The organism is Kitasatospora sp. NPDC056531 (assembly GCF_042794375.1).
Taxonomy (GTDB): Bacteria; Actinomycetota; Actinomycetes; order Streptomycetales; family Streptomycetaceae; genus Kitasatospora.
This window is the reverse complement of sequence record NZ_JBHTTU010000004.1, coordinates 21,031-38,811: the sequence shown is the minus strand read 5'-3', so window position 1 is coordinate 38,811 and position 17,781 is coordinate 21,031. Positions and strand designations below refer to the sequence as shown.

The window sequence follows — 17,781 nt, the reverse complement described above, 5'->3', positions numbered from 1 at the left end:
TGCGGTGGCCGTGGGCTGACCAGCGGCTGATGCTGCGCTGACTTCCCCGGAATTTCTCATCTACACGCGATGACCGACGCGCATCGACGTATACCCGTGCCCACCAGCGTGAACTCACGCTCCGTTCGGGGCGGTTCACTCCTGCGCTATCAGACGGACCGTCAATGTCCTTGGCATGAGCGCTTCCGCGCTTGGCTACTGCCTGGTATCCCTTCCTGTGACCCACGTCATACCAGGAGGTGCCATGCTCCGCCCTGCTCGTGCTCTGTCCGTGGCCGCGATAGCGGCTCTCCTCTCCATGACGACGCTCTTCGCGGCGACTTCCGCCGGCGCGGCCGGCGTGAACTTCGTCGCCCTGGGCGACTCCTACTCGGCCGGTGTCGGTGCCGGCGGCTACCTGAGCGACAGCGGTAGCTGCGAGCGCAGCACCAACGCCTACGCCTACCTGTGGAAGAACGCGCACAAGCCGTCAACCTTCAGCTTCGTGGCCTGTTCGGGGGCGAGAACCGGCGACGTCCTCAACAGTCAGATCTCCGCCGTGAACTCCGGCACCACGCTGGTCAGCCTCACGATCGGCGGCAACGACGCGGGCTTCGCCGACACCATGAAGACCTGTGTGCTGGGCTCCGACAGCGACTGCCTCAATGCCGTCAACACGGCCAAGGGCTACGCCCTCAACACCCTGCCCGCCCAACTGGACCGGGTGTACTCCGCGATCCACGCCAAGGCGCCGAACGCCCACGTCGTGGTGATGGGCTACCCGCACCTGTACAAGGTGGGCGGCTCCTGCATCTTCGGCATCGGTGACACCAAGCGCGCCGCCATCAACGGCGCCGCCGACACGCTGGACGGCGTCATCGCCAAGCGGGTCGCCAACGCGGGCTTCACCTTCGGTGACGTGCGGAGCATCTTCACCGACCACGAGATCTGCGGCTCGCTGAGCACCTGGCTGCACAGCACCACGCTGCCGATCGACGAGAGTTACCACCCGAACGCGGCCGGCCAGTCCGGCGGCTACCTGCCGGTCTTCAGCCGCTCCTGAGCCGTACCGCCGTGACGTTCCACCAGGCGCTCCAGCGGGACACCGGCCCCGTCGTCCGGTGCTCGGCTGCCGCCCGGCATCCGATCGATGACCCACGCCATCACCAGGAGGTGCAATGCTCCGCCCTGTTCGTGCCCTGTCCGTCGCCGCCATAGCCGCTCTCCTCACGCTGACGACGCTCTACACGGCGTCCTCCGCCAACGCGGCCGGTGTCAACTACGTGGCGCTCGGCGACTCCTACTCGGCCGGTGTCGGTGCCGGCAGCTACCTGAGCGACAGCGGTAGCTGCGAGCGCAGCACCAACGCCTACGCCTACCTGTGGGCCAACGCGAACTCCCCGTCCTCCTTCTCCTTCGTGGCCTGTTCGGGCGCCAGAACCGGCGACGTCCTCAACAGCCAGATCTCCGCCCTGGACTCCAGCACCACGCTGGTTAGCCTCACGATCGGCGGCAACGACGCGGGGTTCTCCAGCATCATGCAGACCTGTGTGCTGGGGAGCGACAGCGACTGCCTCAACGCCGTCAGCACGGGTGAGGACTACGCCGTCAACACCCTGCCCGGCCAGCTGGACCAGGTCTACTCCGCGATCCGGGCCAAGGCGCCGAACGCCCACGTCGTGGTGATGGACTACCCGCACCTGTACCAGATCGACGGCTCCTGCATCTTCGGCATCGGTGACACCAAGCGCGCCGCCATCAACGAGGCCGCCGACACGCTGGACGGCGTCATCGCCAAACGGGTCGCCAATGCCGGCTTCACCTTCGGTGACGTGCGCGACATCTTCTCCGGGCACGAGATCTGCGGGTCCCTGGACACCTGGCTGCACAGCACCACGCTGCCGATCGACCAGAGCTACCACCCGAACGCGGCCGGCCAGGCCAACGGCTACCTGCCGGTCTTCAGCCAGTCCTGAAGCCCGGCTCCAGCGCTCCGTCAGGTGCGCGACGCAACACCGGTGCCGCCGTCCCCTCCCACAGCTCGGGAGGGGACGGCGGCACCGCCGCGTCAGCCGCCGGCCGGGGCGGGCCGGACCGGCGGGAAGGGGATCCCGGCGAGGGTGGGCAGCAACTCGGCCTCCTCGTAGTCGAGGTGCGCCTCCAGCTCGGCCGACATCCGGTCCAGCTCGGCTCGGAGCAGCTCGGGCTCGGTGACCGTCATCCCGGCCAGCAGCGCCACCAGCTGCTCCTTGATCCGCTTGATCTCCCGGTGCTGCTCGCCGAGCCGCTCCAGCACCTCGGCGAGCTCCGGGTGGCTGCGGGCGAGAGCCGGGAAGATCGCGGCGTCCTCGCCGGTGTGGTGGTGCGTCAGGCCCTGGCAGAACGCCAAGCAGTGCTGCCGCAGTTGCAGGCCGAGCCCGACCGGGCGGCCGGGTGAATGGGCCCGCGCCTCGTCCCGGATGTGACGTAGCTGCGCGCGCAGCCAGGTGTGCGCTTCCAGCAGCTTGTCGGCGAGGCTGTGCACCTCGCGGGGGGCGTCGGTCGGTGCCTCGGATCGTTCCAGGACGACCACCGGCAACTCGCGCTCGGTGTGCGCCTGGTAGTCGCCGTACCCGGGCGCCGACCGGACGACTGCGGCGAACAGCCGCTCCCGGTGAGCGCCCTCGGCGGGTACGGCGATCGCGTCGAAGGCGTTGGTGCCGAGCTCGATCCGGACCACCGGGTGGGCCAGCAGATTGCGGTACCACTGCGGGTGTTCCGGCGCCCCGGCCGCCGAGGCGACGACCAGCAGCAGCCCCTCGGCCCGGACGTACCCGAGCGGGACGGTGTGCGGCCGCCCGGTGTGGGCCCCGGTGGTGGTCAGCAACAGCAGGTCGCCGCCCTGGAAGGGGCCGCCGACCCGGCCGCCGTTGGTGCGGAACTCGTCGATGACGTTCAGATTGAAGGAATTGGCGGGGTTGGAGGAAACAGGCATACGTGTGTGGTGGAGTCTCCGGAGAATTCGAGGGAGTCGCGGCCACACGCGGTACCACGCGAGAACGGGCGGACACCGCGGTGACCGCCTACGTCAGATCAGGGCAGCGGAGAAAGTACTCATCGCGCATCGTCCCCTTGGGTGTCAGGTGCTGGCTCGGCTGCCGACCGGCCCACTGCTCTGTGGTCGACGCCGCGCTGCACGCCCCCATTAGAGCCATGCCGCGGACGCCCTGTCAACGAGCAAGATCGCCACCTGGAGGGGAGTCGACACCACCGTTGGCCCCGCCGGCCCGACGCTACGTCAGCGGACGTAGTCCACCAACCCCGCCGGCCTCAGCCCGGCGGCGTCCGCGGCGGCGAAGGCGCGCGGCAGGTCGCCGGCGAGGGTGTCGGTCCAGTGCATCAGCACGACGTCACCCGGCTGCAGCGGGCCTGGGTGCCAGATGTTGGAGGCGCCCCAGCTGAAGTCGGCGTCGGCGGTCAGCACGGTGCGGATGCCGCAATTGGCAGCGGCCTGCAGGGTGTCGGCGTTCGAGGCGAAGGACGGCGGACGGAACACCACGGGCGCGGTGCCGAACAGGCGGGTCATCGCGTCGCGGGCGTCGCAGACCTCGACCTGCTGCTGCTCCAGCGGCAGCTTGCTGAGGTCGGAGTGCGAGACGCTGTGGTCCTGGATCGAGGAGCCGGGTACCGAGGTGACCCGCTTGAAGAAGTCCGGGTCGGTGCCGGCCGGCATCGGCAGCGGGAAGGCGGTGATCGGGAGGTGGTGGTCGGCGATGAACCGCTCCGCCTCGGGGGCGCGCTGCCAGCCGTCGTCCACGGTGAAGAAGACGACCTTGTCGCTGGTCGGGATCGAGCCCCGCGCCACCGCCGGGGCGGGCGCCGGGCCGTCGACCCGCACGTCGTCCACCGAGAACGGCCCCTGCTGGTACCAGCCGTGTACGTACAGCCGGATGCTGCGGGCGTTCGGGCCGGTGGTGAAGCGGGTGGTCAGCTGCTGCCAGCCGCCGCCGGTGGTCTCGGTCCAGGCGGGGGCGACGTCCCGGCCGGTGCCCGTGGCGCCCAGGTAGACGAAGTTGCCGCGCACCCAGGCCGACGCGGTGTACGTGGTGTTCGGCTGGACTGCGACGGTCTGCGCGCATTCGCCGGTGGAGTCGGCGTCCGCCGGGGTGACGGTGAGCGCGGAGGTCCCGGAGTACGGGGCGGTGGTGGTGACGGCCGCCTCGGCAGGGCCGCCGGTGCAGCTCCAGCCGGGGATGCTGCCCCAGTCCGCGAGGTTGGGGGAGGGCAGCTCGAAGCCGGGGTTGGTGGCCAGGTTGACGGTCGGCCCGGCGGAACCGCCGGTGTCGGCGGAGGCCGCCGGCAGGGCGAAGCCGGCGAGCAGTGCGACGGAGGCGGCCAGCGCGGACAGGCGCGTGGACATCGACACGTGAGGACTCCAGCGTGTGGGGGCACGCCCGTGGGGAGGGCGTGAGCGGAATCAGGACCGTGGAACTCGGGGCGGTGGAGCTCACGACCGTAGAGCTTGGAGTCGTAGAGCTTGGAGTCGTAGAGCTCGGAGCCGTGGAGCGGGAGCTCTCCCGGAGGGGCGGGAGCGGGCTGTATCGGTGCGCCGCACGCGGACCGAAGAGCAACAATGGACTGGACCAATCGGCCCGTCAAGGGAACGGCCGGTGAACCGCACCGAGAACACCCTTGTGTCATAAGGGACAGGACGGTACGTCAGTGATGATGCGGGCCAGTCCGGTTCAGGAGAGGTACAACTCCTCGATGTCGTCCGCGTGGTGCTCCGCGATCGCCGCCCGTCGCAGCTTGAGCGAGGGCGTCAGAAGTCCCTGTTCCAGGCTGAACTCCCGTGGCAGCAAGCGGAAGGCGCGGATCGACTCGGCCCGCGAGACCGCCGTGTTCGCCGCCGCCACCGCGCGCTGGATCTCGACGTGCAACTGCTCGTCCGTGAGCGCCGCCCACGGGTCCAGCTGCTCCCGCCCGTGGGTCTTCAACCAGTGCGCCAGTGCGGCTGGGTCGAGTGTGATCAGCGCGGCCACGTACGGGCGGTCGTCGCCGACCACCAGGCACTGGGAGACCAGCGGGTGCGCCTCGACCCGCTCCTCCAGCGCGGTCGGGGCGAGGTTCTTTCCGCTGCTGGTGACGATCAGGTCCTTCTTGCGCCCGGTGATGGTGAGGTAGCCGTCCCCGTCCAGCCGGCCCAGGTCACCGGTGGCGAACCAGCCGTCCACCAGCGATTCCGCCGTGCACTGCGGGTGGTTGAGGTAGCCGCCGAACACCGAGCCGCCGCGCACCCACACCTCGCCGTCGTCGGCGATCGCCACCGAGGCGCCCGGCACCGGCTGGCCGACCGTGCCGAGCTTCTGCCGTCCGGCCGGGTTCGCGGTGATCGCGGCGGTGGTCTCGGTCAGTCCGTAGCCCTCGTACAGTTGGAGCCCGACGCCGGTGAAGAACAGGCTCAACTCGCGCCGCAGCGAGGACCCGCCGCACATCACGCTGCGCACCCGGCCGCCGAGCACGGCGCGCAGCTTGGGGTAGACGGTCCGCTCGTAGGCGAGGTGGCGCAGCCGCAGCGCGGCGCCCGGGCCGGGGCCGCGGCCGAAGGCCTTCTGCTCCCGGGCGGCCGCCCAGTCGACGGCCACCTGCCGGGCCTGCTCGAAGAGTTCGCCCCGCCCGCCCTCCTCGGCGGCGCGCCTGGCCTGCTGGAAGATCTTCTCGAAGACGTACGGCACGGCGTGCAGGAAGGTCGGCCGGAAGGTCTCCAGGGCGGGCAGCAGCGCGCCGGTGGAGACCTCGGGGATGTGGCCGATCCGGAAGCCGCCGCGGACCGCCGCGATCTGCACGGCCCGCCCGTAGACGTGCGCGAGCGGCAGGAACAGCAGGGTCGCGGGTTGGCCGCCGCCGGTGTCGCGGAAGACGTCTCCCCAGCCGTCGAGCAGCGCGTCGGCCTCGGCGGCGAGGTTGCCGTGGGTGATCAGGCAGCCCTTGGGCCGGCCGGTGGTGCCTGAGGTGTAGACGACGGTGGCGATGTTGGCGGCGGCGACGCCGAGCCGCTGGCGGTGCACCAGCGCGTCGGGTACGTCCAGGCCGTCCTCGGTGATCGCGGCGACGCAGTTGCGGTCGAGCTGCCAGATGCCGGTCAGGTCGGGCAGCGCGTCGCAGACCGCGCCGACGGTCATCGCGGCGTCCTCGTCCTCGACCAGGCAGGCCACCGCCTGGGTCTCGGCGAGGATCCAGCGCACCTGCTCGGCTGCGGCGGTGGGGTAGACCGGGACGGTGATCGCGCCGATCGACCAGAGTGCGTAGTCGAACAGCGTCCACTCGTAGCGGGTGCGGGACATCAGGGCGACCCGGTCGCCGTAGCGCACGCCGCGGGTCAGCAGGCCCTTCGCGAGGGCGAGCACCTGGTCCCGGAACTCCCGCGCGGTGACGTCCTGCCACCGCCCGTCGCCGGTCCGCCAGGACAGTTGGACCATCTCGGGCGTGCGTTCGGCGGTGTCGTACAGGGAGTCGGCGAGTCCTCCGGTGGCCTCGCGTCCGGGCGGGGCAGGCGTGGTGAACTCGCGCACAGTCCTCCCCAGTTCGCGTCTCGCGGCGCTGTCTGTCGGTCCCGGCGGACGGGCGTCGGGGTGGCGGCGCCCGGTCGTGGGGGTGGAGCGAAACTATCGGATCGTCCTGTCACTGCCCAGGGTTGTGGCGGTGACGCGACGAGATCGGCACGGGTCCGCTCGGATGGTGCCGTGATCGTGGAGGTGAGGGGGAGGATTCGGGGAGTTGGTGCGCGCACGGTGTGACCTGGACATTCGGGGTGTCGGTGGACGATCCGGGCGCGATCCGGGTCGGATCGGTCCGGGATCCGTCCAGGATCCGTTCGAGGTCCGGGTGCGGGACGGGCATGAAGCGGGCGCGAGCGCGGGTGGCTCCTGACGTGTCCTGGGCAAGGCGGGGAAGCGGAGTGGTTCGACCCTCGAACGTGTGGTCACGGCGTAGTAGAGTCTCGCAGACCCGTGGCCGGGAGCCCTCCGCAGCTTCCTTCCCATACCTCCGCAAAGTCCGTCCGAGCCCCACTTCGCACACCCGCCGAACCCGCCCGAGCCCGCCGAACCCTCCGCACCCCCCTCACACCGCTTCCCCCCGCTCCCCGTCCGCGCCTGGCACTTCCCGACCGAGGACTCCATGCGTCTGCGCAGCAGCTCGATCCGCGCGAAGATCATCGCGCTGCTCCTGGTGCCCATCGTCGCGCTCGCCGCCCTGTGGGTGTACGCGACGCTCGCCACCACCGGGGATGCCTGGAACCAGCTGGCGATCAGCCGTACGTACAAGGACTACGGTGCCGCGGTCGACCAGTACGCGAGCGACCTGCAGGACGAGCGCCGGGCCGCCGTCCAGCGCCTGGCCGACCCGAACTCGCCGGTCGCCCGGGACGCCTTCGAGCACGCCGCGGCCGCCACCGACCGCAGCCTCACCGTACTGCGGCAGAAGAAGGACGGCGCCCACGGCGAACTCTCCGCCGCCCAGCGGGCCCGCCTGGTGCAGATCATCGCCGCCGCCGACCAGATCGCCCCGCTGCGCGCCCAGATCGGCCGCCTCGCGCTCAACTGGGAGTTCGCGCTCGGGCAGTACAGCGACCTGATCCGGCCGGTGTTCGGCTTCCGGTCGGCCTACGTCGCGCGGCAGAGCGGCCAACTCCCGCGCCAGGGAACCATCCTGATCGAGCTGGTGCGTGCCCGCGAGTACCTCTCGCAGGAGGACGCGGCCATGGAGGGCCTGCGCGCCGGCACCGCCAAGCCCACCGCCGAGCAGTACCAGGTCGCGCTGGACGCCCTGCACAACCAGCAGGCGCTGTTCACCGTCTACATCGCCGAACTCGAACCCGCCGACCAGTCCGACTACATCGCCCTGCGCGGCGGCGAGGCCTGGGGGGCGCTGGCCCGCGCCGAGGCGGACTTCGTCGGCGCCGGCGGCCCCGACCGGGTGGCCTGGGCGCTCAACGGCGACAACTGGCGGCAGACCGCCGACCGTTCGCTCGGCGACCTCGCCTCGATCAACTCCCGGATCGCCGCGGGCCTGGACGATCGAGGGCGGTCCACCGCGATCGCGGCGCTCTGGAGCGGCGGCATCGCCGGCGCGATCGGCCTGGTCGCCGTCGTCCTGACCATCCTGATCTCCTTCCGGATCGGCCGGGGCCTCGCCCGCGAGCTGATCGGCCTGCGCAACGCCGCCAACGAACTGGCGACCACCCGATTGCCGTCCGTCATGCTGCGGCTGCGCCGCGGCGAGCCGGTGGACGTGGCCGTCGAGGCGCCCGAACTGCACTTCGGTCAGGCCGAGATCGGGCAGGTCGGCCAGGCCATCAACGCGGTCCAGCGGGCCGCCGTGGAAGCCGCCGTGGAACAGGCCGAACTGCGGCGCGGCGTCTCGGCGGTGTTCGTCAACCTGGCCCGGCGCAGCCAGGTGCTGCTGCACCGGCAGCTCACCCTGCTCGACACCATGGAACGCCGCACCGAGGACCCGGCGGAGCTGGAGGACCTCTTCAAGGTCGACCACCTCACCACCCGCATGCGCCGGCACGCCGAAGGCCTGATCATCCTGGCCGGCGGCTCGCCCGGGCGCGCCTGGCGCAAGCCGGTCCGGATGGTGGACGTGGTCCGCGCGGCGGTAGGCGAGGTCGAGGACTACGCCCGGGTGATCGTCCGGCCCTTCCCCGGCACCGGCCTGCTCGGCAGCGCCGTCGCCGACGTGACCCACCTGATCGCCGAACTCGTCGAGAACGCCGCGGTGTTCTCCCCGCCGGCTACCCAAGTCACCGTCCAGGGCGAGGTGGTGGCGCACGGCTTCGCGCTGGAGATCGACGACCGCGGGCTCGGACTGAGCGGGCAGCTGCTCGCCGAGATCAACGAACGCCTCGCCGTGGAGCAGGAGTTCGATCTCGCCGACACCGACCGGCTGGGGCTGTTCGTGGTCAGCCGGCTCGCCCGGCGGCACGGCATCCGGGTCCACCTGCGGCCCTCGCCCTACGGGGGGACCACGGCGGTGGTGCTGATCCCGCGCGAGCTGCTGGCGGAGGCACCGGACGGGCTGCCGGAGCCGCCCGCCCAGGGAGCCGCCGGCGCCTCGGCCGTCCGTGCGCCGAAGCGGGCGGCGACGGGACGGGCGGCGGCGGGGCGGCGCGGGCAGCGCGACCTGGTCGCGGTGCCTGGCGACGCCTCGGCGCCCGCTGCTGAGCCTCCGGCCGCTGCGGGCGGGCGGCACCGGGTGAGCGGCGGGCCGCGCCCGTCGGCGCCCGAGGCGGGGCGTACGGCCAACGGGCTGCCGCGCCGGGCTGCGCGGCCCAAGGGCGGGCCGGTGCTGGTGCCCGCGCCGGCGCCGGACGTCGAGGGCGCTCTGGGGACGGGGCGGCACCGGCGGGACGTGGCGGGGGCCGAGGAGGTGCCGACGGTTGCCGATGCTCCGACGGCCGTGCCGGCGGACGCCGTGCCGGTGGCCGCCGCGTCCGCGGACGTCGTGACCGCGGACGCCGTGACGGTGGCCGCTGCCCCGGTGGCCGCCGCGCAGCGGACGCCGGGCGGTCTGCCGCGAAGGGTCCGGCAGGCGAACCTCGCGCCGCAGCTCAAGGAGCAGGCGAAGGAGCGGCTCCGTTCCGAGGCTGCGCCCGAGGACCGCGCGGTTCGGGAGGCCGGGTCGGCCGACGCGTCGGGTGACGTCCGGGAGCTCCGGGAGTCGCGGGAGCGCTCGCCGGAGGAGGCCCGGGCCACCTTCGCCTCGTTCCAGCGCGGCTTCACCCGCGGGCGCGGCGCCACCGGCCCGGCCGATCGGACCGCCCAGGACCGCGCCGCCCAGGACCGTACCGCCCGGGACCGCACCGGCCAGGACCGCAGTGTGCAGGATCGTTCCACCGCGTCAGGCACCCGGCCCACGGCCGTACCCGCCTGGCAGCCGCCGGACCTGTCCCGACGGGCGATCAGCCCGGCACCCGCCCCGACGGCGCTGCCCGCGCCCGCCCCCGAGGACGCCGGCCGGGCGCCGCTCGCCCGCCGGGTGCCGGCCGGGCAGCCGGTGCGGCGGAACCCGACGCCCGCCTCGCCCGTATCACCAGTGGCACCCGCAGTACCCGAAGCATCCGCAGTACCGGTATCACCCGTATCACCCGTATCGCCTGCACCACCCGCTCCAGCGGAAGGAACTGATTCATGACCACTTCGACGCAGCCGTCCGGTGACCTCAACTGGCTCCTGGACGACCTGGTGGGGCGCGTCGCGGCCCTGCGGCACGCGGTGATCCTCTCCAGCGACGGTCTGGCCACCGGCGCCTCCCGCGACCTCGACCGGGAGGACGCCGAGCACCTCGCCGCCGTGGCGGCCGGGTTCCACAGCCTGGCCAAGGGCGCCGGCGGGCACTTCAAGGTCGGCGGGGTCCGGCAGACCATGGTCGAGCTGGACGAGGCCTTCCTGTTCATCACGGCCGCCGGCGACGGCAGTTGCCTGGCCGTGTTGAGCGAGGCCGAGGCTGACATCGGCCAGATCGCCTACGAGATGGCCCTGCTGGTCAAGCGGGTCGGCGAGCACATGGCCGCCGAGCCGCGCACCGAAGCCGCCGCGCCGAGGAGCTGAGGGGTCCGATGGCGGATCCGAAGGCGGACGGACCGGAGCGCCCCGGGGTGCTTGACGGCCCCGAGGCGCTCGACGGGCCGGAGGCGCTCGACGGCCCCCAGGTGTCGGTGGACTCGGCCGAGCCCACCGATGAGGAGCAGGCGACCCCGGGCGGACCCGAGGTCGACCTGTTCCAGCCGCGCACCCCGGCCGACGACCGCTGGTTCGACGACGAGGCCGGGCCCGTGGTGCGGCTCTACTCGATGACCCGGGGCCGCACCCGGCCGGTCGAGGAGGGTCTGTTCGACCTGATCTCGCTGATCACCGCCAAGGACCCCGGGCCGGACGCGGGGGCCGTGCCGGCGCACGTCCTCGACCCGGAGCACCAGACCCTGCTGGCCTGGTGCCGCCACGATCCGCTGTCCGTCGCGGAGCTCGGCTCCTACACCGACCTGCCGGTCAGCGTCGTGCGCGTCCTGCTCGGCGACCTCTACGACGCCGACCTGATCAGCGTCACCCGACCCGTTCCGCTCGCCGAGCTGCCGGACGAGCGCCTGCTGCGAGACGTGATCAATGGACTCCGTGCGCTCTGACCACACCCCTGCGGACCCGTCCTCGGCGCCGCGCGGGAACGCCAACGACCCGCAGTGGCGCGGCGGTCCGGCCGTCGCGGTGAAGATCCTGGTCGCGGGCGGGTTCGGTGCGGGCAAGACCACCCTGGTCGGCGCTGTCAGCGAGATCCGGCCACTGCGCACCGAGGAGGAGCTCAGCGAGCTGGGCCGCCCGGTGGACGACACCTCGGGCGTCGAGGAGAAGAGCACCACCACGGTGGCCATGGACTTCGGCCGGATCGACCTGCGGCCCGGCCTCGCGCTCTACCTGTTCGGCACCCCAGGGCAGGACCGGTTCTGGTTCGTCTGGAACGAGTTGGCGCGCGGCGCGCTCGGCGCCGTGGTGCTCGCCGACACCCGGCGGCTGGCCGACTGCTTCCCCTCGGTCGACTTCTTCGAGCAGCGCGGCATCCCGTTCGTCGTCGCGGTCAACTGCTTCGAGGGCACCGAACGGTTCGCCCCCGACGAGGTCCGGGACGCCCTCGACCTCGACCCGGAGATCCCGGTGCTGCTGTGCGACGCGCGGCTGCGGGAGGACGGTAAGGAGCTGTTGGTCGCCCTGGTCGAGCATGCCGCCGCCCTCCGCCGCCGGGCTCCCGCCCGGGCCTGACGGTCCGGGGCCTGACGGTCCGGGGCCTGACGGTCCGGGGCCTGACCGTCCGAGACCTGACCGGTACCGCCTGACCGTCCGCCAATCACCGCTGGTCAAGGCTCCTCAGCCCGCCGGGCGTCTCATTGGGTCGTCCACATCCCGGACGGTCAACGTGCTGAAGGTTGCCTAGACCGGCTCGGGCGTGGAAGGCTCTGTGGACGAAGGCCGCCCCGGCCATGCCGTCGGGAAGGTTGGAAACGCCCCGTTCGCACGGGTGTTACCGACCGGCGACCAGGCCTTCGACGATCCGACGCGGCACCGTCGGCGCGCACCGACATCGGTGCGTCGCCGGACAGAACGAAGGGGGAGGGCACCGGGGATGACTGTCGGTCAGCGACGAACCACCGCCATGCCCGGACCCGTCGTGCCGGTGCTCACCGTCCGCCGTTACATCGACCACGCGCTGATCTGCAGCGCCTGTTGTCGCTGACGGACTCACCCCGCCCCGGTACGTCCCCCGGCAGCTCCGGCCCACCCGGCCGCCGCCCGACGCACCGCCGACCCCCGTCGACCAGGCCGTAGCGGACCGCCCCTCCGGCGTGTCCGCGGCCGACCAACCGGCCCCGCCCCGCGGAGAAACCAGTGAACATCGTCTGCCCCAGCCCTGCCCCCGGCGTCGCCGGCCGCCCCCGTCCGACCGGGCCGGCTCCCGCGATGTGCGCGGGTCCGCGGACCGGACGGTGGAACGGGCGCGCGCGTCGCGCCGTGGACAGCCGACAGGGTCGCCTCGACCTTGAGCCGTTCTGGCCGTCCCGGCAGCCGCACCTGTTCGATCAGACGTGTCCGGGCTCGCCCAGCGCGTCCCGGCTCTCCGCCCGCTGAACCCGGTTCGGTCCGGTCCAGCAACGGCAGTACGCCCGGTCGACGCGCAGACGACTCCACCCCGTCCGTCACGCGCGAAATGAGCGGCACACCATGTCTTCTTCCTCCACGGCCACCCTGCCCCTGCCCACCGCGACCCCGCACCTGCGCGCGGTCCGCTCCGTTCCCTCCGTCTCGCCCGTTCCGTCGGTTCCGCCTGTCGCCTCCGTTCCCTCGGTCGCCCCCGCCGCGGGACCGCAGTCCCGGACGGTCGTCCCGCCGGCGCCCGCCTCGTTGCTGGCCGCGCTGCCGGAGGGGGCGGCCGTCGTCGCCGCCCTGCCGCAGGGGCTGCTCGCCCAGTACGGGCCGCAGGCCGGCGGCGCGGCGGGCCACCCGATGGTCGGGTACCTGGTTCTGGTTCCGGCCGAGAGCCCGGTGGCTCCGCCCTCGGGGGTCTCCGAGCCCGCCGTCTCGGGCGGCGTCTCGAATGCCGGACGGCCGGTCCGTTCGGCCGGGCGCGGGATCACCGTCGACACCGAGCGGCGCAACGCCTACGTCGACGGGCGGCTGCTCGACCTCACCTACCTGGAGTTCGAGCTGCTGGCCCACCTCACCGAGCATCCGCAGCGGGTGCACACCCGGGACCACCTGGTCTCGGCGGTCTGGGGCTACGGCCACGTCGGGGACGGACGCACGGTCGACGTGCATGTCGCCCGGCTGCGCCGAAAGCTCGGAACCGCCTACCGGGACACGATCGTGACGGTCCGTCGGGTCGGCTACAAGTACACCCCGGCCGGCTGACCCGGTCCGTGGGCGGCGTCGGGCAGCCGACGGATTGCGGCTGACAGCTGACAGCTGACAGATTTCGAAGTCTGTCAGCTGTCGGCCGCTCGCCGCTCGCCGCCGTCCGGCTCAGCGGCTCAGCGGCTCAGCGGCTCAGTCGGTCGATCTCCGCCAGCTCCGCCTCCGTCAGCGGCCCGCCGGCCAGCGCGTCGAGGTTCTGGTCCAGCTGGGCCACGCTGCTCGCCCCGATGATCACCGAGACCACCCGCGGGTCCCGCAGCACCCAGCACAGCGCCAGCTGCGCCAGGGTCTGCCCGCGTCCCTCGGCGACCTTGTTCAGGGCCCGCAGCTGCTCCAGCTTCGACCCGGTCAGCACCTCCTCGGTCAGGAACTTCCCGACCGACATCCGGGACCCGGCCGGCACCTCGCCGGAGAGGTAGCGGTCGGTCAACAGCCCCTGGGCGAGCGGCGAGTAGGCGATCAGGCTGGTCTGGGTGTCGCCCACCGCGTCCAGCACGCCGGCCTCCTCCACGTGCCGGTTGAGGATCGAGTACGCCGACTGGTTCATCAGCACCGGCGTCCCCAGCTCGCGCAGGATCGCCACCGCCTCCCGGTGCTGCTCCGCCGGGTAGTTGGAGATCGCCGCGTACAGCGCCTTGCCCGAGCGCACCGCGCTGTCCAGCGCCCCCATCGTCTCCTCGATCGGGGTGTCCGGGTCGTAGCGGTGCGAGTAGTAGACGTCGACGTAGTCCAGCCCCATCCGCCCCAGTGACTGGTCCAGGCTGGCCAGCAGGTACTTGCGGCTGCTGCCGTTGCCGTACGGGCCGGGCCACATGTCCCAGCCGGCCTTGGTCGCGATGAACATCTCGTCCCGGTACGGCCGGAAGTCCTGGGCGAACAGGTAGCCGAAGTTGCGCTCCGCGCTGCCGTACGGCGGGCCGTAGTTGTTCGCCAGGTCGAAGTGGGTGACGCCCCGGTCGAAGGCCCGGCGCAGCACCGCCCGCTGCACCTCCAGCGGCTGGGCGTCTCCGAAGTTGTGCCAGAGTCCGAGCGAGACGGCGGGCAGCTGCACGCCGCTGCGGCCGGCCTTCCGGTAGGTCATCGAGGCATAGCGGTCATCCGAGGCGAGGTAGCTCATGCCGGACATCTTGCCAGCCGTCAGCGGCCGATCAAGCCCTCGCCCTGAGGCGCCGCGAACTGCGTTCCGCCGCACTGCCCCTGGCGTGGCGGACGCCGGGCGAGCCTGTCCCGGCCTGTCCCGGCCTGTCCCGGCCTGTTCCGAGCCGGCCCCGAGCGCCGACCCGCCCGCGCAATGCGCCGTGCACCCCCTACCCGGGGTGACGTCTGCCACCGTGCGTGACGTGACGCGCGCCACCGGCCGCGGCGGAATGCCCGTTGGTGGCACGGGGGATGACGAACGGTCGAGGGGCCGTGGCCGCCGGGGGGCGGCGCACGGCCCTCAACCATTTCCGGCATTCGGAGTCCCCGGGCGGAAGCCCCTGGCGTTCTGTACCTACTGGTATGTACAGTGATCCACATGAGCACTCAGGACCGCCTCATCGAGAGCACCCAGGCCCTCCTCTGGGAGCGCGGCTACGTCGGCACCAGCCCCAAGGCCATCCAGCAGCGCTCCGGGGTCGGCCAGGGCAGCATGTACCACCACTTCGCCGGCAAGCCCGACCTCGCCGCCGCCGCCCTACGCCGCAGCGCCGAGCAGATGCGCGGCATCGCCGACGCGGACCTCGCCGCCCCCGGCAGCGCCTACGACCGCATCGCCGCCTACCTGCACCGCGACCGTGAGGTGCTGCGCGGCTGCCGGATCGGCCGGATGGCGCAGGACCCGGACGTCATCGCCGACCCGCAGCTGCGTGCCCCGGTCGAGGAGACCTTCGACTGGCTGCGCGGCCGGATCGCCGATCTGGTCGCCGAGGGCCAGGCGAGCGGCGAGTTCGCCCCCGGCCTCGACCCGGCGGACACCGCCGCCGCCGTGGTCGCCGTCGTCCAGGGCGGCTACGTACTGGCCCGCGCCTCGAACAGCGCCGAGCCCTTCGAGCGGGCCGTCCGAGGCGCCCTCGGCCTGCTCGGTGCGCACCGCCGGGCCTGACACCGGACAGCCGCGACGAACCGGCCGCACAAGCCCGAGCCGCATCGCCCGAGGTTCGCCAGAAGACCACCCCGAGGAGCCCCGCCGTGCACGCCATGCAGTACGAGATCACCCTCCCCGCCGACTACGACATGGGCGTCATCCGCAAACGCGTCGCCGACAAGGGCCACCTGCTCGACGCCCACCCCGGCCTCGGCCTCAAGGCCTACCTGGTCCGCGAGCGGGGCCGGGACGGCTCGCCGGTCAACCAGTACGCGCCGTTCTACCTCTGGCACACCGCCGAGGGCATGAACAGCTTCCTCTGGGGCCCTGGCTTCCGCGGACTGAGTGCCGACTTCGGCCGCCCCGCCGTCCACCACTGGCTCGGCGCGGGACTCGCCGGGGGCTCCCGTACCGCCGCCCCGACCAGCGCCACCCGCGTGACCGTACGACTCCCGGAGACCGCCGACCCGGCCGAGGCCGTCGAGCGGGCCCTCTCCGAACTGCCCGACCACCCGGCCCTGCACACCGCCGTCGTCGCCGTGGACCCGAGCCGCTGGGAGCTGCTCCGGTTCGCCCTCTGGCACGGCCCGGCCCCCGAGGACGAGCCCGGCGCCCGCTACCAGGTGCTGCACCTGTCCCGCCCCGAACTCGACCGGCTGCCGACCGGCCGCCACTGGTGAAAGGACCCGCCACCGCCATGCCCACCGCCACGACCCCTGCCGAGCTCGCACCCGCCGACCTCACGCCCGCCCCGCTCGACCGCGAAGCCGGCTACGCCTTGCTGGCCCAGCTCGCCGGCCCGGTCGCCGCCGCCACGCTCGGAGGCCTGGACGGCGTCGCCCCCGGCTTCCCCGACTGGATCGTCACCAGCCTCTTCGGCGGCACCTACCAGCGCCCCGGCCTCGCCCTGCGCGACCGCCAGATCGCCAACCTGGCCGCGCTCACCGCCCTCGGCGGCGTCGAGCCGCAGCTCGCCGACCACGTGCGCAACAGCCTGCGGATCGGGATGACGAGGGAGGAGATCACCGAGGTCCTGGTGCACCTGGCCCCCTACGTCGGCGTCCCCAAGACCCTGGCGGGCCTCCGGGTCGCCACCGCCACCTTCGCGGCGGCCGACACCCCGGCCGACACCCCGGCCGACACCCCGGCCGACGCCCCCGCAGCGGACGCGGAGGGCACAGCGGGCGCAGCGGACACAGACGGCTCAGAGGGCCGGCGATGACCACCCCAGCCGGCACCACCCGCACGGTCCGGACCGTCCTGGGCGACCTCGACCCCGCCGAGCTGGGCGTCACCGACGCCCACGACCACCTGTTCATCCGCAGCCCCCGGTTCCCCGGCCAGGAGCTGGACGACCCGGCCGCCGCCGAGGACGTCCTGCGCGCGTACGCCGCCGCCGGCGGCCGCACCCTCGTCCAGTGGACCCCGTGGGGCATGGGCCGGGGCGCGGACACCCTCGCCGGGCTGTCCCGCGCGACCGGCGTCCACATCGTCGCCGCCACCGGCGCGCACCAGACGGCTCACTACCCCCAGGGCCGCTTCCCCGCCCCCGGCGACGACGTGAGCGAGCGCACCGCCCCGTACGCCGACCTCGCCGAGCGCTTCGTCACCGAGCTCACCACCGGGCTCCCCGGCGCGCCCGAGGGCGTCCGGCCCGGCTTGATCAAGATCGCCGGCGACGCGGGCCCCAGCACCGGGCACACCCGCCGGACGATGGCCGCCGCCGCCGAGGCGCACCACGCCACCGGCGCCCCGATCGCCGTCCACCTCGAACCCGACGGCGACCCGCACGGCGTCCTGCGCCGGCTCCACGGACGGTACGGAGTCCGCCCCGACCGGATCATCCTCGGCCACCTCACCCGCTTCACCGACCGGACGCTGCACCGCAGCCTGGCCGCCGAGGGCGTGTTCCTCGCCCTGGACAGCCCGTCCCGGATCGGCCACCCCGCCGACCTCCAGGCCTTCGACGTGATCGCCGACCTGGTCGAGGCGGGCCACGCCGACCGGCTGCTGCTCGGCGCCGACACCACCACCCGGACGGCCCGCGAGGTCGGCGGCACAGCCCGGCTGCTCACCGACCTGGCCCCGCGGCTGGCCCGCGGTTTCGGGCCCGAGTTGCCCGACAGGTTGCTGGTCGCCAACCCGGCCGCGGCCCTGGCCGTCGACTGGCCCACCCCTTGAGACCGTCCGGGGCCCTCCGAGACCGTCCGAGGCCCGCGCGGCGCTCCTTCCTGTGGCCGAGTCCGCTCGGCGGGGTTTGAATCCGAGTAAGCCCTGCCGGACCACGCCCCAGAGAGG

At 73.0% G+C, this 17,781-nt stretch carries 15 protein-coding genes; 11 read left to right on the top strand and 4 right to left on the bottom strand.

From position 1 onward, the window contains the following. The first annotated feature begins 244 nt into the window (after positions 1-244). Positions 245-1,042, top strand: a complete 798-nt coding sequence (locus tag ACFQ87_RS06435; RefSeq protein ID WP_380609439.1) for an SGNH/GDSL hydrolase family protein — start codon at positions 245-247, stop codon at positions 1,040-1,042. 115 nt (positions 1,043-1,157) lie between these two features. Continuing rightward, positions 1,158-1,955, top strand: coding sequence for an SGNH/GDSL hydrolase family protein (locus tag ACFQ87_RS06430; RefSeq protein ID WP_380609438.1), 798 nt, complete (start codon positions 1,158-1,160; stop codon positions 1,953-1,955). Between the two features lie 92 nt (positions 1,956-2,047). On the opposite strand, the gene ACFQ87_RS06425 is transcribed toward ACFQ87_RS06430, so the two are convergent. From ACFQ87_RS06425 to ACFQ87_RS06415, 3 genes are all read right to left on the bottom strand, one after another. Then, complete coding sequence (locus ACFQ87_RS06425; RefSeq protein ID WP_380609437.1) at positions 2,048-2,953, bottom strand: nitroreductase/quinone reductase family protein; 906 nt, start codon at positions 2,951-2,953, stop codon at positions 2,048-2,050. A gap of 303 nt (positions 2,954-3,256) precedes the next feature. Next, on the bottom strand, positions 3,257-4,378 hold the full coding sequence (locus tag ACFQ87_RS06420) for a polysaccharide deacetylase family protein (RefSeq protein WP_380609672.1): 1,122 nt from the start codon (positions 4,376-4,378) through the stop codon (positions 3,257-3,259). Positions 4,379-4,703: 325 nt separating this feature from the next. After that, positions 4,704-6,530, bottom strand: coding sequence for an AMP-dependent synthetase/ligase (locus ACFQ87_RS06415; protein WP_380609436.1), 1,827 nt, complete (start codon positions 6,528-6,530; stop codon positions 4,704-4,706). A 607-nt stretch (positions 6,531-7,137) separates the two neighbouring features. Here ACFQ87_RS06415 and ACFQ87_RS06410 point away from each other — a divergent pair. From ACFQ87_RS06410 to ACFQ87_RS06390, 5 genes are all read left to right on the top strand, one after another. Then, a complete protein-coding gene (locus tag ACFQ87_RS06410) occupies positions 7,138-10,155 on the top strand; it encodes a nitrate- and nitrite sensing domain-containing protein (RefSeq protein ID WP_380609435.1) in 3,018 nt (1,005 codons plus the stop codon). After that, complete coding sequence (locus tag ACFQ87_RS06405) at positions 10,152-10,571, top strand: roadblock/LC7 domain-containing protein (RefSeq protein WP_380609434.1); 420 nt, start codon at positions 10,152-10,154, stop codon at positions 10,569-10,571. The genes ACFQ87_RS06410 and ACFQ87_RS06405 overlap by 4 nt, the downstream gene beginning before the upstream one ends. Before the next feature lie 242 nt (positions 10,572-10,813). Next, positions 10,814-11,143 (top strand): DUF742 domain-containing protein, encoded by a 330-nt coding sequence (locus tag ACFQ87_RS06400; RefSeq protein ID WP_380609671.1) that lies wholly within the window; start codon positions 10,814-10,816, stop codon positions 11,141-11,143. 79 nt (positions 11,144-11,222) lie between these two features. Further along, positions 11,223-11,771, top strand: a complete 549-nt coding sequence (locus ACFQ87_RS06395; protein ID WP_380609670.1) for an ATP/GTP-binding protein — start codon at positions 11,223-11,225, stop codon at positions 11,769-11,771. Positions 11,772-12,728: 957 nt separating this feature from the next. Beyond that, on the top strand, positions 12,729-13,415 hold the full coding sequence (locus ACFQ87_RS06390) for a winged helix-turn-helix domain-containing protein (protein ID WP_380609433.1): 687 nt from the start codon (positions 12,729-12,731) through the stop codon (positions 13,413-13,415). A gap of 127 nt (positions 13,416-13,542) precedes the next feature. Here ACFQ87_RS06390 and ACFQ87_RS06385 read toward each other — a convergent pair whose 3' ends face one another. Next, positions 13,543-14,535 carry an aldo/keto reductase gene (locus ACFQ87_RS06385; RefSeq protein ID WP_380609432.1) on the bottom strand — a complete coding sequence of 331 codons (993 nt, stop codon included), beginning with the start codon at positions 14,533-14,535 and terminating at the stop codon, positions 13,543-13,545. Between the two features lie 399 nt (positions 14,536-14,934). Here ACFQ87_RS06385 and ACFQ87_RS06380 point away from each other — a divergent pair, with 399 nt between their 5' ends. The 4 genes from ACFQ87_RS06380 to ACFQ87_RS06365 all read left to right on the top strand — a co-directional run bounded on the left by ACFQ87_RS06380 (position 14,935) and on the right by ACFQ87_RS06365 (position 17,664). Next, positions 14,935-15,501, top strand: coding sequence for a TetR/AcrR family transcriptional regulator (locus ACFQ87_RS06380; protein ID WP_380609431.1), 567 nt, complete (start codon positions 14,935-14,937; stop codon positions 15,499-15,501). A gap of 86 nt (positions 15,502-15,587) precedes the next feature. Beyond that, positions 15,588-16,163, top strand: coding sequence for a DUF4865 family protein (locus tag ACFQ87_RS06375; RefSeq protein WP_380609430.1), 576 nt, complete (start codon positions 15,588-15,590; stop codon positions 16,161-16,163). A gap of 17 nt (positions 16,164-16,180) precedes the next feature. Continuing rightward, positions 16,181-16,705: a carboxymuconolactone decarboxylase family protein gene (locus ACFQ87_RS06370; RefSeq protein ID WP_380609429.1), complete on the top strand. Its 525-nt coding sequence runs from the start codon at positions 16,181-16,183 to the stop codon at positions 16,703-16,705. Further along, entirely contained in the window at positions 16,702-17,664 is a 963-nt protein-coding gene (locus ACFQ87_RS06365; RefSeq protein WP_380609428.1) for a phosphotriesterase, read from the top strand. Before ACFQ87_RS06370 ends, ACFQ87_RS06365 begins: the two co-directional genes overlap by 4 nt. Positions 17,665-17,781: the final 117 nt, after the last annotated feature.